Raw genomic sequence first — 25,572 nt, 5'->3', positions numbered from 1 at the left:
CTATACAATGGGCCTTCCCTATATATCTGGCGTAAAACCGTTAAGCCTGGGCCATCTTCACCAAAGAGCTTTGCTGGCGTGTATATGAAATGAGCTCTGCCGCCATCTCGTAATAATTGAACGGTGTAATCAGATAGATACCATTGAAGTAACGAACGGCCGTGTCGACCAATTCCTTCGCGATTGCAATTCCTTCCTGTCTGGCGGCTTCTCCCTGAACCTTTTTCATCCGTTCCAGAGCCTCTGTCGACAGTTTGATTCCGGGCACTTCATTATGCAGGAACTCCGCATTACGCGAGCTGGTCAACGGCATGATCCCGATAAAGACAGGAATGCCGATATGCTTCGTCGCCTCGTACACATTCCGAATGGACTCTGCATCGTACACAGGTTGCGTCATAATGTAATCCGCGCCTGCCTCGACCTTCTTTTCCAATCGGGCAACAGCAGCATCCATATTTCGGACATTCGGATTAAAGGCGGCGCCTACGATGAACTGGGCTTTTTGCTTTAACGGACGTCCTGAGAACGAAACACCTTCGTTCAACTGCTTCACCATGCGGATTAGATCAAACGAGGTCACGTCAAATACCGAGCTGGCACCCGGCAAGTCCCCAAAGCGTGATGGATCGCCAGTAATCACCAATATTTGATCGATCCCCAGAGCGTGCAGCCCCATTAAGTGCGATTGCTGCCCAATCAGATTGCGGTCCCGGCAAGCAAGGTGCAAGAGTGGATCGATTCCATGTCTGCTCTTCATGAGTGCCCCGAGTGCCATGTTGCTCATCCGAACTGTCGCCAACGAATTATCCGCCAGCGTAATAGCGTCCGCTCCTGCTTTGTGCAGCTCGCAGCATCCGTGGAGAAATTGGTCTGCATCCAGATCACGTGGCGGATCAAACTCGACAATGATCGTCGTTGCGGTTTTTACGCGCTCGACAATGCTCGGTTTCTCCCTCTCCCTCGTGTTCTGCACAGAAATCGTAGGACGATCTCCAGCTACGATGGTCGGGTTTACACGCGCTTGCGGCTCCAGTGACTCAAGTGCATCCGCAATCGCCTTCACATGTGCAGGTGTGGTTCCGCAGCATCCGCCAATCAACCGAACCCCCTGCTCACGCAAACGAAGCGCACTCTGTCCAAAATATTCAGGTGATGATTTAAAAGCGTATTCTCCGTCAGTCATCCCCAGACGCCCTGCATTCGGGAATACAGATAAGAGTGCATCTTCTGGAATCACTGTATTTTCAAACGAGCGTAAGAGTTCAGCGGGACCAAGGCGACAGTTTAGTCCGATCACGTCAGCGCCCGCGGCTTTCAGCTCAGAAAAGGCATCTGTCAAAGCGTAGCCATCACGTGTACGCCCTACTTCCAAAGTGGCTAACTGCGCGATTACGGGTACATCTGTGAGCGGGCGGATTACCTCGATCGCCAGAAGCAGCTCCTCCAAATCGAGGAACGTCTCCAGAATCAGTCCATCCACGCCCGCATGCAACAATGCGATTGCCTGTTCCTCATACTGGTCACGGAATTCATCCAATACCTTTTTCTTCACCCGTCCAGCCAAAATAGATCCGATGCTGCCAGCTACATACGCATCATCCTGTGCAGCTTCCCTTGCAATGGCGACTGCAAGCCGGTTAATCCTCGCTACTTTATGCTCCAAACCGTAACGGCTCAATGCATCTCGGTTGGCAGAATACGTATTTGTCTCTAGGAAACGTGCACCCGCCTGGTAGTAAGACGTATGGACTTCATGCACCAAACGAGGGTTGGACAAACACAGCTCTTCAAAGCTGACGCCAACTGGGACGCCCAGCCCGTGCAGCTGGGTCGCCATTGCACCATCTCCGACTAGGAGGTGGTCTTTCAAGTAGGCTCGTAAATCTTTCTTTCTCGTCGTCAACTCCATCCCTTCTCTCCCATTTTCATTTATACGTGGTCAAACTCCGTCGTTTTAGACTTCAAAAATAGATGGACCTGCATTGAAGTAACGCGCTTCAGGGTGAGCAAATACCATCGCTGATACAGAAGCCTCTGGCTCCATCATGAATCCCTCTGTCAGCTGAACGCCGATATCCTCTGGACGCAATAGACGGAACAACTGCGCCTGATCTTCCAGGTTCGGGCAAGCAGGGTAACCGAAGGAGACACGAATGCCCTGATATCTAGCTCCAAAGCGCTCCAGCATCGTCATTTCAACAGGGTCTGGTATACCCCACACGTCGCGCATGACGTGATGAATTCGCTCAGCAAATGCCTCTGCCAGCTCCAATGCCAAGGCTTGGAGGACATGAGAGCGCAAGTAGTCACCACGCTCTTTTAGCTCTGTAGATTTTTCGCGAATCCCGCCCCCAGCCGTTACGGTCAGGAATCCGACATAATCCATTTCCTTGCTCTCCACCGGTCGCAAGAAGTCGGCCAGGCAAAGATGAGGTTCTTCCAGCTGACGCGGGAACGAAAAGCGCTCCAGCAACTTGCTGTGGTCTTTAGGATCATAGACCAAAATATCGTTGCCATCTGACTGAGCCGGGAAGAACTGATACACACCGTGGGTCGAAATGGTTCCTTTTTGCTTCGCTTCATTCAATAACTCTTCCACAATGCCGTACAGTTCCAGTACCTTCTCGTCGCCTTCCTCTATCAATCTATCTACATTTCCGCGTACGCCGAGGTGTTTTCCGAGGAGCATCCGCAGGTTCAAATACGGTTGCAGATGGCTCAGCGGGTATTGTCGCAAAACATGTCGTTCACAATCGGGCGGTAGATGGATTGGAACGGTTCTGCTGATGGCTGAACGAGCTGGCAAAGGTGCTTTTTTCTCCTCGACAACAGGCTGAGCCGTTGCGACTGCTTCCAGCAGATGCTGCTGTTCCTCTACCAAGCGATCACGTTCTTCTGGATTTTGCAGACGATTCACAAGCTCCAGACCATCCATGGCGTCTTTTGCGTATAAAACAATTCCACGGTATTCCGGTGCAATCCGGTTCGATGTGAATTTGCGTGTCAATGCCGCACCGCCAACCATCATCGGGATATCAATGCCTGCTTCACGAAGGTCTTGTGCGGTAATGACCATTTGCTGCGCGGATTTTACCAGGAGTCCAGACAGACCGATGGCATCCGGCTTTTCTTCTCTGCATGCGGCAATCAGTTGCTCTGGCGGTACCTTGATCCCCAGGTTTACGACATTGTAGCCGTTGTTTGACAAAATAATTTCCACGAGGTTTTTTCCGATGTCGTGTACGTCGCCTTTGACGGTCGCCAGCAAGATTTTCCCCTTTGCAGCGGCATCGCTTTTTTCCATGAATGGCTCTAAAAACGATACGGATGCCTTCATCACTTCCGCGCTCTGCAGTACTTCTGCCACGATCAACTGGTTGCCGTTGAACAGGCGACCTACCTCTTCCATCCCAGCCATCAACGGGCCATTGATGATCTCGAGTGGTGTGTATTTATCCAGCGCCAGCTTCAGATCTTCCACCAGACCATCCTTGGAGCCTTCGACTACATAACGGGCCAAACGTTCTTCAAGTGTTAACGAGGAGACTTCCACACGAACTTCCTTTTTCTTTTGACGATAAAATTCAGTGAAGGCCGCCAATGTCTCATCATTTGTCTCGAATAGAAGGGCTTCTGCCAGCTTTCTCTCGTCTTCTGGAATCGAAGCGTAGCGCTCCAGCTTTTCTGTGTTAACGATGGCGTAATCAAGCCCTGCGAGAGTGGTGTGGTACAAGAAGACCGCATTCAGCACTTCCCGACCCGCAGGAGGCAAGCCGAAGGAAACATTACTGACACCCAGGATCGTCTTGCAAGCAGGCATTGCCTGTTTGATCAAACGAATGCCTTCTACGGTTTCCTTGGCAGAGCCGATGTATTGTTCATCCCCTGTCCCTACTGGAAAGACAAGTGGATCAAAAATAATATCCTGTGGCTTTATTCCATACTGGTTGACGAGAATGTCATACGAACGTTGTGCGACCTCCAGCTTCTTTTCGCGAGTGATAGCCATACCCGCTTCTTCAATCGTTCCGACGACAACGGAGGCACCGAACTTGTGAATAAGCGGAACCACTTCCTCAAATCGATCCAACCCGTCTTCCAGGTTAATCGAGTTGAGAATGGCCTTCCCTTGCGAATAACGAAGTCCCAGTTCCATGACCTTGGCATCTGTCGAGTCGATCATGAGCGGTGCTTTTACTTTTTTCACGATGAACTGTAGGAATTTTTCCATATCTTCGTATTCATCACGGTCGGGGTCAGCCAAGCATATATCGATGACATGTGCGCCACGCTTTACTTGGGCTCGGGCAATATCAGACGCTTCTTCATAGTGACCAGCTGCAATCAGATCACGAAATTTTTTGGAACCGATGACATTGGTCCTCTCCCCTACGAGCAAGGGACGATTGTCATCTTCGACGTAAACGACCTCGATCCCGGAGACCGCGCTCAGCGGTTCTACAGCAGCACTGCGCGGCTTGCAGTCTTTCAATGCTTCTGCCATCGCTTGAATATGGTCAGGCGTTGTTCCGCAGCAACCGCCAGCGACGTTTATCCAGCCCTGTTCCGCGAACGCCCGCATTTTCGAAGCAAGTCCCTGTGGCGTTTCATGATAATGACCGTTCTCATCTGGCAAACCTGCGTTCGGATAACAGCTGACCGCACATTGGGCAATTCCTGATAGTGTCCGCAGATGATCACGCATGAACTCAGGTCCTGTCGCACAGTTCAGACCTATAGAGACAGGCTTTATATGCTCCAAGGAGACGTAAAACGCCTCGATATTTTGGCCCGCCAGCGTCGTGCCCATCGGCTCAATCGTACCTGACAGCATCACGGGGATCTCCTGTCCAAGCTCTTCAAAAGCTTTGCGAATCCCGATCCCGCCAGCCTTGACGTTCAACGTATCTTGCGAGGTTTCTAAAAGAAGAACATCGGAGCCGCCGAGAATCAGACCTTTTGCCTGACGATAATATGCCTCGATCAGTTCTTCGAAGGTGACACCGCCTGTCAACGAAAGGGTTTTGGTCGTCGGTCCCATGGCACCTGCTACAAAACGCGGCCACTCCTCCGTGGAATAGGCATCCACCGCTTCTCTGGCCAAGCGAGCTGCCGCTATATTGATCTCAAGGTCTTTCTCTGGCACATCGTACTCGGCCAAAACAATGGAAGCAGCACCAAATGTATTTGTCTCGACGATGTCTGCGCCTGCCTCTAAATATTTCTCGTGAATGGAACGAATCACATCTGGTCTGGTCAAGTTCAGGAGTTCATTACAGCCATCATAGGCTTCACCGCCGAAATCATCAGCAGTCAGATTCGCCTGTTGAAGCATGGTGCCCATTGCACCGTCCAGAATCAGAATTTTCCGGGAAAGCTGTTCGCGAAAAGTTGGTTTCATTGACGTGCCCCTTTTCTCCCTTGCATCTGGGTAAATAAAAAATCCTCTTCTTTGAAAGAAGAGGATTTGTCAGCAGATACGAAAACGCCTGAGACATCCTCTTATCTTTCAAAGCACGTAGCTTTGCTGGAATTGGCACCGGATTTTTACCGGTTGCCGAGGCTTCATCAGGCCAGTCCCTCTGCCTCTCTGGATAAGAGTCGTACACTTGTCATTTAGTTGGTTTGCGAAATGTCTTGAATGTTTGCAAGTATCTTAACACCCCCTTTGTCTCCCCGTCAATTGTGAATTGTCTATTTTTTACTGAGCTTCTCTTCTTACCCGCCCATTTTTGCCTAAGCTGGGCATCCGCCCAGTCCAATATCGGCATTCGTGTATAGACTGGAGTATAACGGAAAGGAGGGGAAACAAAGATGAGTACATCTTTCTGCGGTAACGGATTCTTCGGTGACTGCTTCGCAATCGTGCTCGTGCTGTTTATCCTGTTGGTTATTATCGGGTGCTCGTGTGACGACTGTTAGATAAGTGTAAAAAAGGCTATCCCAAAAGCCATCAGGAATGGCTTCGGGATAGCCTTTTTTTCTTGTTATTTGGTGATGATCTTGCCTGTCACAGCATCCAGAGTAATATATTTGAACGCCAGCTTTTCGTCACTCCACGGCACATACGCCAGCTTTGGTTGAGCTAATTTTTGCCCATCCACATCTCTCCTCAAATAGACCAGCTTTAATGGCATGACTCGTAAATACGCCTCAACAGCCTTGTCTTTCGAGACGATCTCGTCGGATGCTGGAAGCTCCACCAACTCGTGCGTCTCTCTGTAGTTTTCGAACTTTGTCACTTTGCCAGAAGACGGATCGACTGTTACTGAATAAGCCGCTTTCGGCCAGCGATCCTGTACTGGAATGCCATCCTTGCTCATGAGATATCTGAATTCCCATTCGCCCGAAGACACAGGATTCGTTTCGTCTGGCTGTATGACTTTCGCCAATTGCACTTCTTTTATGCCTGGATCAACGTATTTAGGCAGAAAGGCAAGTGCAGCCTCTTCCGCTTGCTCGCGTTTGACTGTCACTGCTGTATCGGATCGCGGTGACCCCAGCCCGACGACACTGCCTGTTTCTGCGAGAACTTCTACGCCGATATACTTGTCATTTTTATCATTCCAGACGTATTCCTTGCGTCCGTCACGGTTACTCTCTCTATAGGTCGAGTCATCCACTTGTATGCCGAATTCCGCTTGCAGCAACGCTTTTGCCTCATCCTTGGAGCGAACCTTGACGTATTCCTTTGGAGATTCGATCGGATGTGCTTCCTTCGTATTCAACTGATCATAAGCAAGCCCGTTATCTCCCGTTCCATACACCATCTTGCCATTGGTCGCGTCGATATACCACTCCTGCCCATCTTCACGTCCTCTTTGCATGAAGGAAACAGCTGGTGTGTACTCCAGAATGGGCTGCCACATATCCCCTTGATTTGATTGTGGCTGTATTCTCGGATTCTGCACGTACCGAAGCTTCATATGCTCGCTCAGCTCTTTGATGGCTACCTCTTCTGACACAGCAGTCGATACATCCGGGTACTGCGACGGCTCAAATGATTCGAGCCCCTTATTGAAATATTCGAGGTGGCCAGAGTCGGTTGTTTCGATGCTTATTTCATCAGACAACACCGGCATCCCGTTATAGTATCTCAGGTACAATCCCGGATGGTTGGCGTCCAACAACCGATAGTTCTCGCTATCAGCCCCGAGCAGCTTGTTCAGGAACTGTCGCTCTTGCTCCAATGCTTTTGCTTCTTCTGCTCTTTTCTGGCTCTTTGCTTCCTTTTCATCCTTAAACAGAAGCCTATAATGTTCCAATGCTTGACCATTGCCAGTGATCACAAGAGAAACTTCATGACCCTCTTTGTTCGTTTTCCCCAAAATGAATGACATGCCATCGTGGTTCTTTTCTTTATCCAAAAGAAGAAGGGATGGGCTCAAATCGGGCATGGCATCTGTCAGCTTGGTGAAAAAGGCTTGTTCGCTCTTGTTCAATCGCCCGAAAAACGCGACTTGCTCACGTTCGTCAATTCCAACCGACAATACGTCGAACGGAACGGGCTGGCCGTTTTCGATCCGTTGATAATTCACGCTCATCCATGGGCCTTTTACCATATGCTCGTCGGTGTAGATCTGAGTCTCGACGAGCTGATAGGTCTTACTTTCCTCCCCCAAAAAAGCTTGAAGAAATGCGCTTGCTGCTTTCGCCGCAGTCTTGGATGATGGCAAGTTTATCTCCTTCTGTTCTTTCCGCTCACCGTTTATTGTAAAGCTCTCAATTTGTCCTGTCTGTGTATCATAGACAACATTGGCACGCGCAGTATCCCCTTCCAGTAAAGTTAGTGCACTGAATCCATAGCTTGTACGATCCACTCTTATTGTCATCTTGCTCAAGGCTGGAATCACTTTTTTCAATGGTAAGACGGCATCTTCCGCCGACACCATTACACTGTTCTGATTTGCCTCTTTATTATTTGTTTCCGTAGCAGTCGTTGCAATCGCATTCGTTACATTTTTGCCATTTGGCAACTGTGGAAACCAGCCTTGCTGGTGCATTCCCACAGCAGTAACCGCCAAGCAAGCTGCCAGCGAACCAGCCACGAAAATTCGGTTTCGATTCTTGTGTTTATTCTTTGCAATCGCATCTCTGATCCGCAATTCCATTTCCTTTGTAAACCTCACTTCCTCCACCGATTCCTCACTTGCACTCCGTACCGCTTCACGCATTTGCTTATCTACGTCCATTCCAATCCCTCCTTTTCACACAATGCCTTAAAATGTTTTCGGGCCCGTGACAATTGGGTTCGTACGGCATCTTCTGAAATATCCAACACATGCGCAATCTCTTTTATCGACAAATCTTCATAGTAATGAAGTACCATGACTTTTCGGTACAGCGGCGAGAGCTTCATCACCTGCTCCGCTACCTGTATCTTGCTCATTTGTCCGATGACTGCCGATTCAACATTTGCCGTGTCGACCTTTTCCGGGGGTGCTTCCTCTTTGGAGAGGTATGTAGAAAAAATCTGGCGAAAGGACCACGAACGCAAATATTTGCGGGACTCGTTGATCGCGATTCGGTAAAGCCATGTTTTCACGCTACTCTGATGGCGGAACTGATCCAGACCCCGATACGCCTTCAGAAACACTTCCTGGGTAATGTCTTCCGCAATTCCCCGATCCTTGACGATCAAGTAGGCGAGCTGCACGATGTTGTCTCCGTACTCGCTCATGAGCCTCGTCAGCTTCTCCTCGTTGGTCAATTGCAGCGTCCAGTCCGCTTCGCTACTTTTGGCACTTGCATTCACGCGCTGTTCACCTCCTTGTTTCGTGTTGATATGTATTTGATCCAGCTGGCTTATTTTTGTGACAAGAATATCCAATTATTTTTTCCATAATCCTTTTCTCTTCTTCCACTGCTGCACTCTGTTACGTTGCTTTCATTGTCAGCACCCATTGCTTTTGCTATCATGAGGCTTATTGTAGAGCGAAAGGAACGAGATGACATGGATGACTTGCAAGCACGAGAAAAAGACAAATTTCTGTCCTGTTTGGAAACCATAAAAGAACTGTCCAAATCCGAATTTGAAACCTATTCCATCGTTAAGAATACCGAAACCGGGGAACATTATCTCCATTATTTTTTGTCCCACATTAACTTGTCCGAGGGAGGCAGAAGAGACGATTACGATCACTTCCTGCCGATTGAATCCGACGATATTTTAGCGATTATGTTTGGCGAACAGCCGTACCAGTTTCCGGAGAACTGGCGCTCCGCTTATTTGCGAAGTGGGAATGACAATCGATTGATCCCGTTCGATCCATCGGAAAATTACGATCTGGACGAGGCCGCTGCTGCCGAGTTGGCTATGCTTGAAAAGTTGGAGCAGTACAAAGAGCAAATGATGAATGCGGAAAACCTCAGCGCGGAAGAAAAGGAAGAGCTGACCAAGCAATATTTCGCGGAATTAGATAAGATATTAAAAAAACCTTGATCGAGGCACCTTGCATCATGACGGTATAAACAGCTATAATTCTAGTGAAACAGACGAATCGTTGATGAGGAAAGTACTCCTTGTGTGAGGACGAAAGCGAGTCGGGGACGGTGTGAGCCCGATGCCAAACCATGTGAGGAAGCGCCCCTCGGAGATGCGGCCTGAACATCCTGCGCCAGCCATTATGGGCAACGGATCGTGTAGGGCCATGCCGGGACTGCCCGTTACAGCAGATCAAGCGGTTTTTGCCTTCCTGTTCGATGGAAGGGAAAAACAACAAGAGTGGCACCGCGGGAGTATAACCTCTCGTCTCTTTTTCACAGGAGACGTAGAGGTTTTTTTATTTGAAAGGAGTAGAAATTTAGATGAGTTACAAACACCAAGTCGCTGAAAAGATTGCCGCTACGCTCTCCTCGATGGGCGTTGACACACTGACAAAAGAAGCCGTATACGGCATGCTGGAAACACCTCCAAACCCTGCAATGGGCGATGTGGCCTTCCCATGCTTCCAATTGGCAAAAGCATTGCGCAAAGCCCCACCGATGATCGCGGCAGAGCTGGCTGGACAGCTCACCGGTGCACCAGTGCGCGAATCGCAAGCAGTTGGTCCGTACGTGAACCTGTTCCTGGATCAAGAAAATGTGGCAGAGCAAGTAATCGGGACCATCCTTACCCAAGGCAGCACATTCGGAAGCAGCAATGTCGGTCAAGGGCGCAAAGTACCAATCGACCTCTCCTCCCCGAATATCGCGAAGCCGTTTTCCATGGGTCACCTGCGCTCTACCGTTATCGGGAACGCAATTGCCAACATCATGGAAAAGCAAGGCTACGAGCCAGTGCGCATCAATCACTTGGGTGACTGGGGTACACAGTTCGGGAAACTGATCGTTGCGTATCGCCTCTGGGGTGACGAAGCAAAGGTAAAAGCAGAACCAATCAAGGAGCTGCTCAGCCTCTACGTTCGTTTCCACGAAGAAGTCGAGAACGATCCTACCTTGGAAGATCAAGGCCGCGAATGGTTCAAAAAGCTCGAGGATGGCGACGAAGAAGCACAGCATCTGTGGAAATGGTTCCGTGATGAGTCCCTCAAGGAATTCATGAAGATCTACGACCTGATGAACGTAGCCTTCGACTCCACACACGGGGAAGCGTTCTACAACGACAAAATGGATCGCGTTGTTACATTGCTCGAGGAAAAAGGGCTATTGACTGAATCCGACGGTGCGATGGTCGTGAACCTCGATGAATACAACATGCCGCCATGCCTGATCAAAAAATCTGACGGCGCTACCCTGTACGCAACGCGCGATTTGGCTGCTGCCCTCTTCCGTCACGAATCGTACGATTTTGCAAAAGCACTCTATGTCGTAGGAAACGAGCAACGTCTTCACTTCCAGCAGCTCTATAAAGTGTTGGAAAAAATGGGCTATGCGTGGTCTGCAAATATGCACCACATCCCATTCGGCATGATGCTCAAGGACGGCAAGAAAATGTCCACGCGTAAAGGGAAAGTTGTTCTCTTGGAAGAAGTGTTGGCACAAGCCATTTCTGATGTCCAAAAAGTCATCGAGGAGAAAAACCCTACGCTGTCCAATAAAGAAGAAGTGGCTCGTCAAGTCGGGGTAGGCGCAGTTATTTTCCATGATTTGAAAAACTTCCGCCTCAATGATGTCAACTTCTCCTGGGAAGAGATGCTGACCTTCGAAGGGGAAACAGGACCATACGTGCAATACGCACACGCGCGTGCATGCTCGCTACTGCGCAGAGGTGGCTACCAGCCAGCGTCGGCGGTAAACCTGGCTTCCGGTGCACTCGACAGCAAAGAGGCTTGGGCAGTGATTACCCTCTTGAACGCGTTCCCAGAGGTAATCGAACGTGCTGCCGATAACTTCGATCCGTCGCAAATCGGCAAGTATGTGATCGACCTGGCACAAACGTTCAACAAATTCTATGCGAATGTACGCATCCTGGCTGAGGAAGAAGATGTGAAGGCATCTCGTCTCCAGCTCGTAGCAGCAGTCGTTGCTGTGCTGAAGGAAGGTCTGCGTCTGCTCGGTCTGTCTGCTCCAGAAGAAATGTAAGAAAGAATACGAAAAGCCGGTTGCCTTCCTTTTGTGGGGAAGCGCCGGCTTTTTTGATTGTCCCGTGTCATCGTCATTCTTCTGTGAGATAATGAAACGATGGCAGATGAAAGAGGTGAGCAACAATGGGAAGAAGTGTACATTTCGGCAAGACGGATTTTACCTTGCGACTCACTGGCTTGCATACGCTCTTAGCCTTAAAGAGCACGATCACGTTACCTTATCAGTCGATCAAGCATGTCGAGGTTGGTTCTTTCATTCCGCCAAAATGGATGTTGCGCATGCCAGGGACGTCTTTTGGCCCATTGAACATTTATGAAGGAAGCTTTCAGTATAGAAATGAATGGTACTTCCTTTCTTTTACCCAGACAGATTCGTTGTTGATCCTGGAAGTAGAGGGTCATGCCAAATACCAGCACGTCATTGTACAGCTGGAAAACCCAACAGAAGTAGCGGCTACATTGCGAAAATACTTACGTGAACAAAATGCCCCTTCATAACCGATCTAGCTTTCATGACAAACAGCCCCGACATAACAACGTTCGGGGCTGTTTCATTTGTACATGTAAAGTTTATAGCGTCAAATTTTCATAGATCACTGACATTCCCATGCCACCTGCCATGCACAGCGTCACCATGCCATACTTCTCGCGTCTGCGCATCATTTCGTTCATCAACGTCACTGTCAGCTTCGCGCCAGTTGCTCCCACAGGGTGACCCAAGGCAATCGCGCCTCCATTGACATTAACCTTACTCGAGTCCAGTTCCAAGCATTTGATCACGGACAAAGCCTGGGCGGCAAATGCCTCGTTTAATTCGATGAGCCCAATGTCTTCTAGCGCCAATCCCGCTTTCTCCAGTACTTTTTGCGTAGCGGGAACTGGTCCGATCCCCATTACGTCAGGTTCGACTCCTGCGCTGGCAAAAGCCTTGATTTTCACGAGCGGAGTCAAACCCGCCTCCTCCGCCTTTTCACGAGACATCATTAATACTGCGGCTGCGCCGTCATTCATCGGACACGCATTTCCGGCAGTGATAGATCCCTCTTTTTGAAAAACACTTTTCAGCTTGGCGAGCTCTTCTAGCTTGATATCCTGTCGCACCGATTCATCCTGCGCAAAAACACGGGTGCCTTTGCGATCCTTGATTTCAATTGGTACGATCTCATTCGCGAACGTGCCTGCTTCGATTGCTGCCGCTGCTCTTACGTGGCTCTCATAGGCAAACCGATCCTGCTCCTCACGGGAAATACCGTACTGTACCGCCAGCCGTTCTGCGGTCAGCCCCATATGCTCGCCGGTCAACGAGCAGATCAAGCCATCGGACAAAAGAGCGTCCTCCATGGACAAATTGCCGAATTTGCTGCCCCAGCGGTTCTTCACGAGGTAGGGAACACTGCTCATGGATTCCACTCCGCCCGCAATCACCACATCCTCTTGACCTGCTGCAATGGCTAGTGCACCGTTGCCAATTGCTTTCAATCCTGAACCACAGGCTTTAATAACGATGTGACCATAGACATTGCGTGGAAATCCCGCCAGCTGCGAGCTGATACGTGCAGCATTGAGTCCTCCCCCATGTACGTACCCATTGCCAAAAATCACTTCATTGACTTGTTCCTTCGGCAAATCAACCTTATTCATCAAGCCTTCCAATACCTGCCGCCCCAGCTCTGTTGCCGGTACGTCCCGCAGGCTTTTCCCAAATGCACCCACAGCACTGCGCACACCCGCAACAATGACCACGTCTCTCATGCCCCAGCTCCCTTTCGTTTTTACGCCATTACAGTACACGGTTCAAAAATTCTCTCGTGCGCTCTTCTTTCGGGTTGTTGAAAATTTCTTGGGGTCTAGCCATCTCGATGATCTTGCCTTGATTCATAAACGCCACCCAGTCAGCCACTTCCTTGGCAAACCCCATCTCATGCGTCACGATAATCATCGTCATTCCTTCTTGCGCGAGCTGCTTCATTGTCTCCAGCACTTCCCCTACCAGCTCTGGGTCAAGCGCCGAGGTTGGCTCGTCGAAGAGCATGATATCCGGTTTCATCGCCAGTGAACGAGCAATGGCCACGCGTTGCTTTTGTCCACCGGAGAGGCTGGATGGGTAGGCGTCCGCTTTTTCAGAAAGACCTACCTTTTTCAGCAGCCGGAGCGCTTCCTGCTTCGTTTCTTCCTTGTCCGCTTTCTTCGCAATCAGCGGTGCCTCCATGATGTTTTCCAGAACGGTTTTATGCGGGAACAGATTGAAGTGCTGGAACACCATGCCTACCTTTTGCCGTACTTTGGTCAAGTCATCCTTCTTCGGATCGATGCTTTTACCTTCGATATAAATCTCTCCGCCGTCCTTGATCTCCAGAAAATTAATGCATCGAATCAATGTGCTTTTCCCCGATCCACTGGCACCGATCAAGACGACGACCTCACCCTTTCCGACTTGCAGGGTGACATCCTTGAGAACTTCCACTTTTCCGAAGCTTTTCTTCAAATTTTGCACGCGTATCATTTCTCTTTGCTTTTCCATCGTCTTTCCCCTCCGCTTTACGCCTCTCCTTTTGCCAGACGCTTCTCCATGATGTGGACCACATACGTAAACGCCATGACAATAACCAAGTAATAGAGCGCCACAATCAAAAAGTACGTCATTTCATCAAAGGTTTCCGCAGACAAGCGACGAGCCAGCGAGAACAACTCATCCATGGCAATGAAAGCGGCCAGAGATGATTCCTTCAAAGACAAAATAAACTGGTTACCAAGCGGCGGGATTGATCGTTTCATCGCTTGCGGCAAAATGATCCGGCGCATGGTTTGACGAGCGGACATGCCCAAAGATAGACCTGCCTCCATTTGTCCTTTATCAATCGACTGAATCGAGCCCCGGAAAATCTCTGCGATATAGGCTCCACTGTGAATCGCCAGAGCGAGCGCTGCCGACCAAAATTGACCGAGATCAATAATTTTGTAAAAGCCGAAATACAAAACGAAAATTTGCACGACCAACGGTGTACCGCGAATGATCATGATGTACGCATTGGCTATGAAGCGTGCAACTGGAAGCTTGGATACCTTTAACAAAGCGACAAACAATCCGATAATCGAGCCTACGATAACAGAAGCGATCGTCAACTGAAAGGTCAGCAGCAACGGCTTCCAAAAAAACGGCAATGTCCGGAAAAACTCTTCTGTCAGATGGGCAAAACTGGGCACTTGATGCCACCCCTCACTCGTAATGGAATTTGTCTTTTATACCAACTCACTATTCTGCTTTGCTGATATCGCGATTAAAGTACTTCTCGCTCAATTTAACGTAGGTACCATCCTCCATCATTTGCTTGAGCACTTCGTTGATCTTGTTCAGCAATTCCGTATTTCCTTTGCGCACTGCGATTCCATGCTTGACTTCCGAGAGGGGCGACCCGCTTTTCTTGAGCTTCAAGCCTTGTGCAATGGCAATCTCCCCTACGACGCTATCTGTAATCACGACATCGTGTTTTCCCTGCTCCAAGGCACGCAGAGCCGTTACATCGCTGTCATACGTTTTGATGTTATCCGTATACTCCCGCGCCATCTTTTCGTGTGTAGTGCCGAGTGCGACTGCCACTTCTTTACCTTTCAAACCTTCCAGCGTGCTAATCGTCCCATCCGGGCGAACGAACAGTTGACCACCGGACAAGTAGTACGGGTCTGCGAAATCAACCTGCTGCTTCCGTTCTTCTGTAATCGCATGGCTGGCAATCGCTGCATCGTAGCGTCCTTCTTTTACCCCTGCGATAATACCGGAAAAAGGCGACGTGACTGGCTTTGGCTCAAGACCCAAACGCTTGGCGATCTCATTGCCGATCTCGACATCAAATCCGGTCAATTGACCATCCTTGAAGTAGCTGAATGGCTGATATTCACCTGAAGCCGCGTATACAAATACGCCTGCCTCTTTTGTCATGGACGACGCATTTCCAGCAGAAGCCCCACCCGCTTGCCCTCCCACACTGTTAGTGGAAGCGCCTTGGCTACATCCGCTTACAAGTAGTGACAACGAAAATACGACTCCTGCGATCATTTTGATTGTTTTTTTCATGTGTTTCATCCCCCTGTTCTATTTGTTCACGCTTACATTTTTCATTACTCTACCATTTGTAAATTTTCTGAAATCATTAAAGGTGCCCCGGTATTCGTAATGACATTTTCCAAGGTGAACGGGTACATTACCTCTGTCAAAAGCAAGCCTCTTGGCGTGACCTCGATTACAGCCCTCTCGGTGATAATGAGATCGACGCAGCCCTTCGCCGTCAGTGGCAATGTGCACTCCCTGCGGATTTTGGGCTCACCTGCCTGATTGACATGGCTCATGAGCACGATCACTTTCTTGGCGTAATAGGCCAGTTCTGCTCCTCCACCAATTCCATGAACGCGCGAGCCAGGAACAATCCAGTTTGCCAGATCTCCTCGGCGATTCACCTGCAAAGCCCCGATAAACGCTGCGTCCAGCTTTCTTCTTCGGATCATGCCATACGCAATGGTGCTGTCGAAATACGATGCCCCCGGTACAACGGTAACAGGTGCTCCACCTGCGTTGGAAATATGCTGGTCCTCTTCTCCCTTTAACGGCGTAGGTCCGACACCCAAGATTCCATTCACCGAGTGAAACATGACTTGCCATTCATTCGGGATAAAATCAGCGACCAGCTCAGGTATTCCGATCCCCAAGTTCACTGCCATTCCGGGAGCGACCTCTTTGGCCGCACGCCACGCAACCATATTGCGCTGATCCATTTCCAACCCCATTAGCTGTTCCCTCCGCCACGAACCACGATATAATCCACAAAAATGCCAGGCGTCACGATTTTATCCGGGTCCAGCTCTCCTGCCGGAACGATCTCTTCCACCTCAGCGATTGTGATATCTGCGGCCATCGCTACTAGCGGATTCAGATTTCTTGCTGCCTTGTCATAAATGAGATTTCCGTAAGTATCCGCCTGTTTTGCATAGACGATCCCTACTTCCGCTGTCAGGGCAGCTTCGATCTGACAGGTTCTTCCGGCAAAAGCAAACGGCTCTGCTCCTTCCATTCGCTCTCCACTCACATGCGCATCTACAACGATTCCCGGAATGCCAACACCCCCTGCCCGAATCTTTTCTGCGAAAATTCCTTGTGGACAAAATGTCACTTCCAGCATTCCATCCAACATTTGTTGACCTGCTTCGGGATTGGAGCCAATATGTGTGGTTATCAGCCGCCTCACCCGTCCATGACTGATCAGCTTTCCGATTCCGATTTCCGGATACCCCGCATCAATTCCGATGAGTGTCAAGCTTTGCACGCCTTTGTGCAAGATCGAATCAATCAAGAGTGCCGGGGAACCGATCGTGCCGAATCCGCCATACATCAGCCGGGTGCCATCCAGAACATGCTCCACTGCTTGTTCGTGCGTCACCAGTTTTGATAACATCGCATGCATTTCCTTGTCTCGTATTCTTGGGTAAATCGCTTACGTCGAACTATGTAGTAGCAACTCTTGTGCCAAGCCTCAAAGCGGCATAAAAACACAAGCAAGCTACAAGCTACTTCTATTACTGAGTCGAAATAGACTCACTTTTGAAGCGAAAAGGTAGGAAAAGTCTAACTTTTCTATTGAATCGATTTCGACTCAGCTAGTTTTAATTTCGATTCACTATACAACAATCAATTTGATCTTGTACAATCAGTTGAAAAACCGGGGAGCTACTCAACATGGAAAAAGCTGCGGAGATACTAGCACTGTCTTCTGTTGATCGTTTTATTGACATCCTGAACACACTGGCAGATGGCATATTCATTGCTGATGCGCAGGGAACTACTTTATGGTTAAACAATGCCAGTGAAAACCTGTGTGGTCTGCCAAAAGCCGAACTCATCGGGCAAAACGTATCCGACCTCGAAGAAATGGGGATTTTCAGCCCCTCTGTCACCCGCTTGGTTTTGGAAACGGGAAAACCGACCACAACCATTCAGCTCGTCAATAATAAGGGGAAATTTCTGGTGACCGGACATATTATCCCGGATGAGGATGGAAGACCGGAGCTGATCGTTTCCCACTCACGCGATATCACTGAGGCAGCCCGTGCCAGTTCACAGCTGGAAGAAACGGTCGCTTTACTAAAGCGGTACAGCGAAGAAATTCAGCTCATGAAGTGGGAAGCTAGCCAGAGCTCTTCCCAAACCTTGATTGGCAACAGCCGTTCCTATCTCGCCCTGCTGGAATTAATGAAAAAAGCAGCCCCTGTGGACACGACCGTGTTTATTACAGGAGAAACAGGTGTAGGAAAAAGCTATCTTGCGGAGCAAATCCATCAATTGAGCGAACGAAGCAGCGGGCCGTTCGTCCACGTCAACTGTAGCGCCATTCCCGAAACCTTGATCGAGTCAGAGCTGTTCGGCTACCATAAAGGGGCCTTTACGGGGGCGAGTCACTCGGGGAAAATCGGATTAGTAAAAATGGCGGACAAAGGGACGCTTTTCCTGGATGAAATCAGTGAGCTTCCCTATCACTTGCAATCGAAATTATTGCTGCTTTTGCAAAACAAAACGTTTATGCCGATCGGCGGAACGAAAACATACACTGCTGACATCCGCATCATAACCGCAACCAATGCCAACCTTCAGGAACTCGTGCGGTTGGGCAAATTCAGACATGACCTGTACTATCGCCTAAATATTTTACCCATCAATGTTCCGCCATTACGGGAGAGAAAGGACGATATTTTCCCGTTACTCCATCACAATTTACAGCGATTCAATAGCAAACATAACCAGAAACGGCGTTTTTCCCCGGAAGCACTGGATGTTTTGCATCAATACGAATGGCCTGGGAATGTGCGGGAGTTGGAAAATTTGGTAGAGCGGATCGTTATCACGTCAAAGCTGGATGAAATTCAAGTGAGTGATTTGCCAGAAGAACTGCGGAGTATTCGTGAGCTGGAGGAGGGAATTCTTTCACTCGGTTCTCTTTCTCTTACAGAGCGGATGGAGAAAATTGAGATGGAATTTATTCTGCAAGCATTGCGTACACACAAAACAACTCGCAAAACAGCATCGGCCCTCGGCATAACCCAGTCGCTACTTATGCGGCGGATTAGAAAGTATGGGATTCAGCTGGATTCTGAGGATGAGTGAGTCAACATAGTGGAGGAGAAGAAAAAGCGCAGTTCTCTTCGACTCTGACACGCTCACAAGGGGGATTGACTGTCCGTCTCCACTTCAAAAAGGGGACCGTCGAGCCAAAGCCACCCTACGGGCGGACGTTTCTCAGGGAAGAAGTGTTCGACAACCGGGTCCCCTTTTTGAAGTTCCGACTGGGTAGGCGTTGTCAAGGTCTGCGAGTCCTGCGCTTTTTCTTCTCACCAGCTTTTTTTGTTCATCGGTACCTTTTAAAAGCAAGATCCTCGTCAGTATAAACTGAGGGATAATCTTCATAAGGCTCAATGCTACAGATGAGCGTCCGTATACACTCTTATTGACATAAAAAAGGAGCGCTACCTTGCAGCGCTCCTTTTCGTTCTTGGATTACTCGTCAATCTTCTTTGCTTTTTTGCCAAACCACGTATTTGCAACCAGCTCGACTACCTGCTTCGGTAATGATTGTGGTGCTTGTATTTCCGTTCCAGCCTTGTCCACTGTGCGGTACAGCAAAGCTTTGTCATCCGCGGGGTCTGACATGGTTTGCAGCGTCCACTCGCCGATTTGTCCGGCGCTTGTCCACTCCTCGATCATCAGCTGATACTCACCTGGAGCCAGCTCGATGTAATCTTCGTCAGTCACATCTACAATCGCATATCCATCATGCTCGATTTCAGCATCGTATGTATTTCCGTTCGCCGCTTCGTACAGAGCGAGCTCCTCCGGGTTATTCAAGTTTTCTGTCAGATGAGTAAAATCCGCAATCGTCACCTTAATACGCTTTTTCATAGGTACCCCTCCCGTGTTGAACACATCATTTCACACTCTACCACAACATGGTCAGCCCTGCCAATTGTCTATAAGCAGACGGACATGTTTGATTTCTTCGCGATGTCCCCCTTCTGAGCCTCTCGCGGTTTCCAGAACGATGGGAAGTTCCCGCAATTCGGGTGTTTGTAAAAAAGCGGCAATGGCTGCATCCCCGATCATCCCTTTACCGATAGAGGCATGCCGGTCTCGAAAGGAACCACTCGGATAAACGGAATCGTTCAGATGAACGGCTCGCAGGCTCGTAAAATAATCGAGCTCTCGCATCCGATCAGCTACTTCTCCCCAATCATTCCCTTTCCACAATCCGCTGGCAAATGAATGACACGTATCCAAGCAAAAGCCTACCTTTCTTGGCTCAGCAAACAGTTGTCGAACCTGCGTAAGCTCTTCGAGAGTCGTACCCATGCGGTTGCCTTGTCCAGCATTGTTTTCAATTAACAGCTGGGCTTTTCCATTCCAGCCATCCAGTATTTGATTGACCATCTGGATCATGATTTTGTATCCGGTAAGGACATCCGCGCCTTTATACTGGCCAAAGTGAACAACCACACCCAACGCTCCACAGGCTTCGGCAATTTCAAGGTCATTTCGTACGGAGCCCACTGTAACGGCGAAAAGCTCCTGCTCCTCGACGCAAAGATTCACTGGATATGGTGTATGAGCAATCGATAGCATGCCATTTTGCTGACAAAAAGCGCGACATCGCTCTGCGTCCCGGGCATCGAATTGCTTGACACCTAAGCTACGCGGGTTTTTCGGGAAAAATTGAAATGCTAACGCTCCTTCTCTAAATGCAGTTCTCGCCGCCTCCTCGTACCCGTGACGAATACTGACATGACAACCGATTTGCAAGATAGCCCCTCCCCTCACTCGCTTCTTCTCATTTTTCCCTCTGTCCCTTTTTCTCAATCGAGCACTTGCACTTCCCTGTCAGATCGAATAAACTAAAACTAAACCGAACGTTCAGTCTATAATAAGGAGCATTTCTATAATGTCAAAGCGCCGTCTCGATGGGGAGAAAACCAAGCAACATATCGTAGAGAAAGCCACCGAGTTATTTTCTCAGAAAGGCTATTCAGCCACTTCCATTGAGGACATTTGCCAAGCAACTGGAGCGAGTAAGGGCAGCCTCTATTACCACTTTAAAAACAAGGAGCAGTTGTTCCTGCATTTGCTTGAAAAGCAGTACAGCGAATGGGTAGATTTATGGCAGGAAAAAGAAAAAGAATTCGAGACATCCATCGAAAAGCTGTACGGCTTAGCTGCCTTTTTCTTGGAGGATTTTTTGTCCCACCCTCTGAAAAAAGCAGGCGAAGAGTTCTCCGGCAGCCAGCTCGCTGATCCAGTCATTTTGGAACAAGTGCTGGAAATGCTCGGCTCCACGTATACCCTCTATACCTCACTCTTCCAAGAAGGAATCGACCGAAGGGAGTTCGCTCCATGCGATCCCGAAGAAATGGCGATGATACTGGAAGGGCTCATGAATGGAATCATCAATGTAGGTTATCAAATGGAAGATGAGCGTCTTCATGCTCTGCTGAAAAGGAGCATTGACGTTTTGCTGCACGGCATTATTGCCAGGTAGCATTTTTTTCAACTTTAATTAGACCGGACGTTCGGTATAATTTTTCGGGAGTGATATGACCCATGAAAGGTCTTTGGGGAAACAAAGTTTTTCTTACCGTTTTTATCACGGATACATTAGAAAATATTGGTATATGGATTCGCAACATGGCCTTGCTCTACTATGTCATGGAGACGAGCGGCAACAATCCGACCGCCGTATCGCTTTTGACTGCTATCGAACTTGCGCCGATCTTGGTTTTTTCGATTATTGGCGGGGCATTGGCTGATCGCTGGAACCCGAAGCGAACGATGATAGCCGGAAACCTGTTAAGCGCCCTCTCTGTATTGGTCATCGTGTATTTGCTCTGGCAAGGGATGTGGATCGCTGTATTCTTTGCGACCTTTATCTCGGCTATCGTGTCGCAGTTCTCCCAGCCTTCTTCTGCCAAGATGATGAAACGTCATATTCCTGATGAGCAAGTTGCAGCAGCTGTGTCTATTTCCCAAAGTACGGGTTCGATTTTTCTGCTGGTTGGCCCGATTATTGGTACCTTTTTCTTTGAGCAGTGGGGCATCTACCCTTCCCTGTTAACGATGGCCGGGCTGTTCTTCGTCTCGGCACTGATCTTGCTGATACTTCCCACCTCAACTGCCAGTGCAACAGAGGAAGGCGGAACTCTCCTTTCTGAGATTAAAGCAGGTTTTGCCTATGTAAAAAAGCGACCAGCCTTGCGCCGGATCGCCATTACCTTTTCATGTCTGGGGTTATCCTCGGGTTTTATCAATTCACTGGAGGTATTTGTCATCACGGATCGTCTTTTACTTTCCAAGGAAGCCATTCAATGGTTTACCGCGCTAGACGGTTTGGGTATGCTGTTGGGCGGCATCTTGGCTTCCATTTATCTGGAACGCTTGAATAGTCGCTGGGTCATTACAGGTGGATTAATATTCTTCGCTCTCTCCGTCGCCGTAGAAGTTCTCTCTGTATGGATGTACCTAACTGCAGCGATGCGCTTTTTTACCGGAATAGGGATGGCATTTTTACAGATTGTAATCGGTATGTTCATGATCAAGCTCGTGGATGAAGCATATATCGGAAGGGTGAATGGAACGATCTCACCGCTCATGGTCGGACTCATGATGGTCGGTTCCTTTGCAGCAGGTCCGCTCATGCAGATGACTTCGTTGATTACGGTATTTCTGATTGCATCTGTCATCCTTCTGCTCGCTGCATGGGGATGTAAGCAAATCAAGTGGGATTCGGCGGAAGTAACACAAGATGGAGCTAACCAACTTCTCGAACACAAGCAGGCGCAAACGCTATCGTAAGAGACATACGACCAAGCAAAAAAGCTGTCCACCAAACGGACAGCTTTTTCTAGTAAAATGCTATGTTTTCACAATGAGGAGTGGTGTTTTCGTACGATGAATCGTTTTAAATGTCACACTGCCGAGCAGCGTACCTGCGACTGCACCTTGGCCATGATGACCAAGCACAACCAGTCCAGCATCGATTTCTTCAGCGGTCTGGCGGATCACAGTCGCTGGATCTCCGACCACGACCTTGCTTTCAAAAGGAAGCGATGCAGCTTCAAGCATCTCCTCGCAAGGTTTTAACGATTCACGTCCCCAACCTTCGAGTGTATTCATGTTATCCCAGCCTACGCCATATACACCTGCATATGTGACTGGTGGGATGACAACGGACAAAAGCGTATACGATACATCTGGGAGGTGCTGACTCATCTCAATGGCTTTTTTCGCAGCTTCCATCGAATGATCGGAACCATCTACTGCAATGAGTACTTTGTTCCAAGGGAAGCGGCTCTCATCTGTCTCCTCTGCAATGAGGAAAACCGGAACTTTGACATCATGGAGTGTCGGATAGCTGACGCTTTGCAACAGGAAGCCTGTAATGCGGCCGTAGCCGTGTGTTCCCATTACGATGGCGGCATAGTCATTCGCAGCGTGCTTGGCAATGACTTCATGCGGCTCTCCGAATTCAATCTCCAATTCATACGTGATACCTGCTTCTTCTACGATCGCCAGAAATTTCTTCAGATCTTCTCTTGCTTCATCCAATTGATAATCTTCTACGACATCTCGTCCCAACCTTCTGACAACATTGCGTGAAGGGAACGGAGAGATGGCATGAAGCAATGTGATATCATGCTTATTTTTGGCGTAGGCCAGCGCGAAGCGGACAGCCTGAATGGACTGCGCTGAGAAATCAACAGGAACTAGAATGCGGGACATAATGACACGTCCTTCCTCTTTTTCATCTGGCAAATGCGGTGTAGCTCTATGTATCCATCTGCCTTGATTTCATTGTAGCCCTGTGGGCCCTACGTGTATGTAGGGGTATTCCCTGATCTTGGTAGGGATATTCCCTGATAGGGAGTCCTAATCTTTCAATGCGCTAGTCCATGACAGCCGTGATAAAAATAGTAGGCTTTTCACTTAAATCAATGTCCGTAATCTCATGATCATCCACCATCCGCCGAGTCGCCTGTTGGTCTCTTCGAATAACCCGAACGACTGGGCGCGAAGGCAAGCCTTTATTTTGATCAATGATCACACCAATTTCGCCTGTTGACAGCTTAAGCGAGGTTCCTGTCGGGTACATGGCAATCGAGCGCAAAAAGTGAATGACCATTTTATGATCGAAGCGTTTCTCCGCAAGCCCCATGACTTTTTCGCAAGCCTCATACGCTGGCAACGTCTCTTCTTCCCCCGAAAAAGGCGAGATGAGATTGTCATAGTAGTTACAAATCGCCACAATCTTGGCGAAATCATGAATCTCATCGCCAGTCAGTCCTCGTGGCTGCCCACTACCATCCACCCATTCATGATGCTGCAAAGGGACATGTGCGGACACAATACTCATCTCATGTTTTTTACGCAACAGATCAAAGCCCAGCCAGGTATGATGATTCGTTTTGCTGTTCTTTTTGTATGCTGGTGCTTCCTTGTCGACTGACAGCTTTCCAATGTCATGCAAGAGGGCGCCGATGGCGAGCTCTTTTAGTTGAGCCGTATTATAACCTAATCCAACGCCCATTACTGTCGCCATCATGCACACATTCAAGGAATGAATGTACATAGCGTTGTCGGTCGTGCGAATTTCTCCCAGATTCAAGAGCACACGACGATTTCTCAAGGTTTCATCGATGATACTTCCCACTGATTTTTGAATGCCGCGGACATCGAAGTTTTTTCCGGACTGCACACACGAAATCGCTTGTGACAGATTGCGGATTGCGTCCTTCCGAGTGGTCTCCGTGACGACCTCCTGCTCTTTCACTTCGTCGAGCAGCGGGTCTTTGATGCTTAGCATCGTGACGCCAAACCGGCGCAATTTATTAATCATTCCGACAGTCAGTTGGACACCTGCATGCAAGAGCGTCAAACCCTCGCTTGTATAAATGCTTCGAGCCAAAATGTCTCCTGGCTCTACTAGGTCTACATTCACATATTTCATGGGGTCTTTCCTCCTGATTCCGTCCTCCCCTGATGCTTCTTCCCTATCTTTGCTTTGAAAAAACCTGTTTCGCAGGATTTTGCCGAAAAAACATCCCCGGAACAGATTCCTCCTCGTTTTTCATCTGTGCCTTCCAAGACCAAGCCATGTACAAAGCCCAGAAAATTGGGTACGTGCATCCTGGTAGCCTTGTGAGTAATAATGCTCCAGCTTCTCCTCTTGACGTTCAAAACCTCGTAGAAAGGTACCGACGGGAGGTGCGATGACAAACGCTTTGCCTTCCTTTTGCATCTCTTTGACCTGCTCAATAGCCTCACAATAGATACGAAAATGACGAATGAATGCTTGACACAAGCGCTTACTTTTGGGAAAGAGACGCTCGACACGCGAAAGCTTGCGCATCCACTCACTTGGCGGACAAGAAGAAGTAAGCACAATAATATGTTTTTGATTGCCATCAAGCATGGACTTCACGAAAGGTACCGGATGCACGATGCCTCCATCCCATAGTTTACGTCCGTTGAACGCAACTTTGGGTGATAGAAACGGAAGACTGCACGAAGCCCGAATCACATGAAAAATATCCTCACAGTCGTCTTTCGTAAAGTAAACGGCATCCCCTGTCGCGCAATCCGTCGTGACAACAACAAACTGTTCCTTGGCTTCACGAAACCGATCAAAGGCGAACGGCTCCAGTTTGTTAGGCATCTCATTGAAAATAAAATCCATGCCAAACAGCGAGCGCTTCTTGATCAAATTTTTGTAGTGAAAGTATCGGGGATCACGAATGTATTTCGTATGATAAATCTTGCCCAATCCGTGCTGTCTCGCCAGGTATGCCGCCCCATTGCATGCACCTGCTGATACAGCAATCACATACGGAATGTATAGCTCCTGCTCCATGAAGTAATCCAAAACGCCAGCAGTATAAATTCCACGGCTACCCCCTCCCTGCAAAACGAGCCCGACCTTTTCCATACCAATCACCCATTTTGATGTCGTTTACCCGTAGTATG

The 25,572-nt window shown here is 48.9% G+C and carries 22 protein-coding genes and 1 riboswitch; of the genes, 7 read left to right on the top strand and 15 right to left on the bottom strand.

Going from position 1 to position 25,572, the window contains the following annotated elements; all coding sequences use genetic code 11:
• Positions 1 to 40 precede the first annotated feature (40 nt).
• Entirely contained in the window at positions 41 to 1,912 is a 1,872-nt protein-coding gene (locus FO446_RS11555; RefSeq protein ID WP_229088033.1) for a bifunctional homocysteine S-methyltransferase/methylenetetrahydrofolate reductase, read from the bottom strand.
• Positions 1,913 to 1,957: 45 nt separating this feature from the next.
• Positions 1,958 to 5,404, bottom strand: coding sequence for a methionine synthase (gene metH / locus FO446_RS11550; RefSeq protein WP_237900696.1), 3,447 nt, complete (start codon positions 5,402 to 5,404; stop codon positions 1,958 to 1,960).
• Between the two features lie 98 nt (positions 5,405 to 5,502).
• A riboswitch (SAM riboswitch) is annotated at positions 5,503 to 5,604 on the bottom strand.
• 213 nt (positions 5,605 to 5,817) lie between these two features.
• Here metH and FO446_RS11545 point away from each other — a divergent pair.
• The gene (locus FO446_RS11545) at positions 5,818 to 5,925 is read left to right on the top strand and encodes a YjcZ family sporulation protein (protein ID WP_007724452.1); all 108 of its coding nucleotides are present in this window, start codon (positions 5,818 to 5,820) and stop codon (positions 5,923 to 5,925) included.
• Between the two features lie 65 nt (positions 5,926 to 5,990).
• On the opposite strand, the gene FO446_RS11540 is transcribed toward FO446_RS11545, so the two are convergent.
• Both FO446_RS11540 and FO446_RS11535 read right to left on the bottom strand, forming a co-directional pair.
• A complete protein-coding gene (locus tag FO446_RS11540) occupies positions 5,991 to 8,195 on the bottom strand; it encodes a YcdB/YcdC domain-containing protein (protein ID WP_237900694.1) in 2,205 nt (734 codons plus the stop codon).
• Positions 8,186 to 8,758 (bottom strand): sigma-70 family RNA polymerase sigma factor, encoded by a 573-nt coding sequence (locus FO446_RS11535; RefSeq protein ID WP_173609708.1) that lies wholly within the window; start codon positions 8,756 to 8,758, stop codon positions 8,186 to 8,188. The genes FO446_RS11540 and FO446_RS11535 overlap by 10 nt, the downstream gene beginning before the upstream one ends.
• Before the next feature lie 198 nt (positions 8,759 to 8,956).
• Here FO446_RS11535 and FO446_RS11530 point away from each other — a divergent pair, with 198 nt between their 5' ends.
• The 3 genes from FO446_RS11530 (at position 8,957) to FO446_RS11520 (ending at position 12,026) form a co-directional block, all read left to right on the top strand.
• Positions 8,957 to 9,445, top strand: coding sequence for a hypothetical protein (locus FO446_RS11530; RefSeq protein ID WP_232773122.1), 489 nt, complete (start codon positions 8,957 to 8,959; stop codon positions 9,443 to 9,445).
• A gap of 365 nt (positions 9,446 to 9,810) precedes the next feature.
• The gene (argS, locus tag FO446_RS11525) at positions 9,811 to 11,526 is read left to right on the top strand and encodes an arginine--tRNA ligase (RefSeq protein ID WP_232773121.1); all 1,716 of its coding nucleotides are present in this window, start codon (positions 9,811 to 9,813) and stop codon (positions 11,524 to 11,526) included.
• 125 nt (positions 11,527 to 11,651) lie between these two features.
• The gene (locus FO446_RS11520) at positions 11,652 to 12,026 is read left to right on the top strand and encodes a hypothetical protein (protein ID WP_173609711.1); all 375 of its coding nucleotides are present in this window, start codon (positions 11,652 to 11,654) and stop codon (positions 12,024 to 12,026) included.
• A 72-nt stretch (positions 12,027 to 12,098) separates the two neighbouring features.
• Here FO446_RS11520 and FO446_RS11515 read toward each other — a convergent pair whose 3' ends face one another.
• Genes FO446_RS11515 through FO446_RS11490 form a run of 6 tightly spaced genes read right to left on the bottom strand, consistent with a single transcriptional unit; the run spans position 12,099 to position 16,972 of the window.
• On the bottom strand, positions 12,099 to 13,280 hold the full coding sequence (locus tag FO446_RS11515) for a thiolase family protein (RefSeq protein ID WP_237900692.1): 1,182 nt from the start codon (positions 13,278 to 13,280) through the stop codon (positions 12,099 to 12,101).
• Between the two features lie 28 nt (positions 13,281 to 13,308).
• Positions 13,309 to 14,049: an amino acid ABC transporter ATP-binding protein gene (locus tag FO446_RS11510; RefSeq protein ID WP_285860344.1), complete on the bottom strand. Its 741-nt coding sequence runs from the start codon at positions 14,047 to 14,049 to the stop codon at positions 13,309 to 13,311.
• Between the two features lie 17 nt (positions 14,050 to 14,066).
• Positions 14,067 to 14,732: an amino acid ABC transporter permease gene (locus tag FO446_RS11505; protein WP_048032419.1), complete on the bottom strand. Its 666-nt coding sequence runs from the start codon at positions 14,730 to 14,732 to the stop codon at positions 14,067 to 14,069.
• A 49-nt stretch (positions 14,733 to 14,781) separates the two neighbouring features.
• Positions 14,782 to 15,600: an ABC transporter substrate-binding protein gene (locus tag FO446_RS11500; RefSeq protein ID WP_237900691.1), complete on the bottom strand. Its 819-nt coding sequence runs from the start codon at positions 15,598 to 15,600 to the stop codon at positions 14,782 to 14,784.
• Positions 15,601 to 15,644: 44 nt separating this feature from the next.
• Complete coding sequence (locus FO446_RS11495) at positions 15,645 to 16,307, bottom strand: 3-oxoacid CoA-transferase subunit B (RefSeq protein ID WP_232773118.1); 663 nt, start codon at positions 16,305 to 16,307, stop codon at positions 15,645 to 15,647.
• Positions 16,307 to 16,972 (bottom strand): CoA transferase subunit A, encoded by a 666-nt coding sequence (locus FO446_RS11490; RefSeq protein ID WP_173609716.1) that lies wholly within the window; start codon positions 16,970 to 16,972, stop codon positions 16,307 to 16,309. The genes FO446_RS11495 and FO446_RS11490 overlap by 1 nt, the downstream gene beginning before the upstream one ends.
• Before the next feature lie 281 nt (positions 16,973 to 17,253).
• Here FO446_RS11490 and FO446_RS11485 point away from each other — a divergent pair, with 281 nt between their 5' ends.
• Positions 17,254 to 18,675: a sigma-54 interaction domain-containing protein gene (locus FO446_RS11485; protein ID WP_237900688.1), complete on the top strand. Its 1,422-nt coding sequence runs from the start codon at positions 17,254 to 17,256 to the stop codon at positions 18,673 to 18,675.
• A 390-nt stretch (positions 18,676 to 19,065) separates the two neighbouring features.
• Here the strand turns inward: FO446_RS11485 and FO446_RS11480 are convergent, their stop codons facing one another.
• The gene (locus FO446_RS11480) at positions 19,066 to 19,467 is read right to left on the bottom strand and encodes a hypothetical protein (RefSeq protein WP_173609718.1); all 402 of its coding nucleotides are present in this window, start codon (positions 19,465 to 19,467) and stop codon (positions 19,066 to 19,068) included.
• 51 nt (positions 19,468 to 19,518) lie between these two features.
• On the bottom strand, positions 19,519 to 20,361 hold the full coding sequence (locus tag FO446_RS11475; RefSeq protein ID WP_237900686.1) for a deoxyribonuclease IV: 843 nt from the start codon (positions 20,359 to 20,361) through the stop codon (positions 19,519 to 19,521).
• Positions 20,362 to 20,500: 139 nt separating this feature from the next.
• Between FO446_RS11475 and FO446_RS11470 the strand changes: the two genes are divergently transcribed.
• Together FO446_RS11470 and FO446_RS11465 are read left to right on the top strand one after the other, a co-directional pair.
• Positions 20,501 to 21,094, top strand: a complete 594-nt coding sequence (locus FO446_RS11470; protein WP_173609720.1) for a TetR/AcrR family transcriptional regulator — start codon at positions 20,501 to 20,503, stop codon at positions 21,092 to 21,094.
• Positions 21,095 to 21,156: 62 nt separating this feature from the next.
• Entirely contained in the window at positions 21,157 to 22,404 is a 1,248-nt protein-coding gene (locus FO446_RS11465) for an MFS transporter (RefSeq protein WP_173609721.1), read from the top strand.
• A 60-nt stretch (positions 22,405 to 22,464) separates the two neighbouring features.
• Here the strand turns inward: FO446_RS11465 and FO446_RS11460 are convergent, their stop codons facing one another.
• The 3 genes from FO446_RS11460 to FO446_RS11450 all read right to left on the bottom strand — a co-directional run bounded on the left by FO446_RS11460 (position 22,465) and on the right by FO446_RS11450 (position 25,534).
• Entirely contained in the window at positions 22,465 to 23,331 is an 867-nt protein-coding gene (locus FO446_RS11460; RefSeq protein WP_221867202.1) for a universal stress protein, read from the bottom strand.
• A 163-nt stretch (positions 23,332 to 23,494) separates the two neighbouring features.
• A complete protein-coding gene (locus FO446_RS11455) occupies positions 23,495 to 24,556 on the bottom strand; it encodes an HD-GYP domain-containing protein (protein WP_237900684.1) in 1,062 nt (353 codons plus the stop codon).
• Positions 24,557 to 24,676: 120 nt separating this feature from the next.
• Positions 24,677 to 25,534: a patatin-like phospholipase family protein gene (locus FO446_RS11450; protein ID WP_237900682.1), complete on the bottom strand. Its 858-nt coding sequence runs from the start codon at positions 25,532 to 25,534 to the stop codon at positions 24,677 to 24,679.
• Positions 25,535 to 25,572 lie beyond the last annotated feature (38 nt).

Source organism: Brevibacillus brevis (genome assembly GCF_022026395.1).
Classification (GTDB): Bacteria; Bacillota; Bacilli; order Brevibacillales; family Brevibacillaceae; genus Brevibacillus.
Note: the sequence above shows the minus strand (reverse complement) of the source record. Positions and strands in the feature narration are given on the sequence as shown.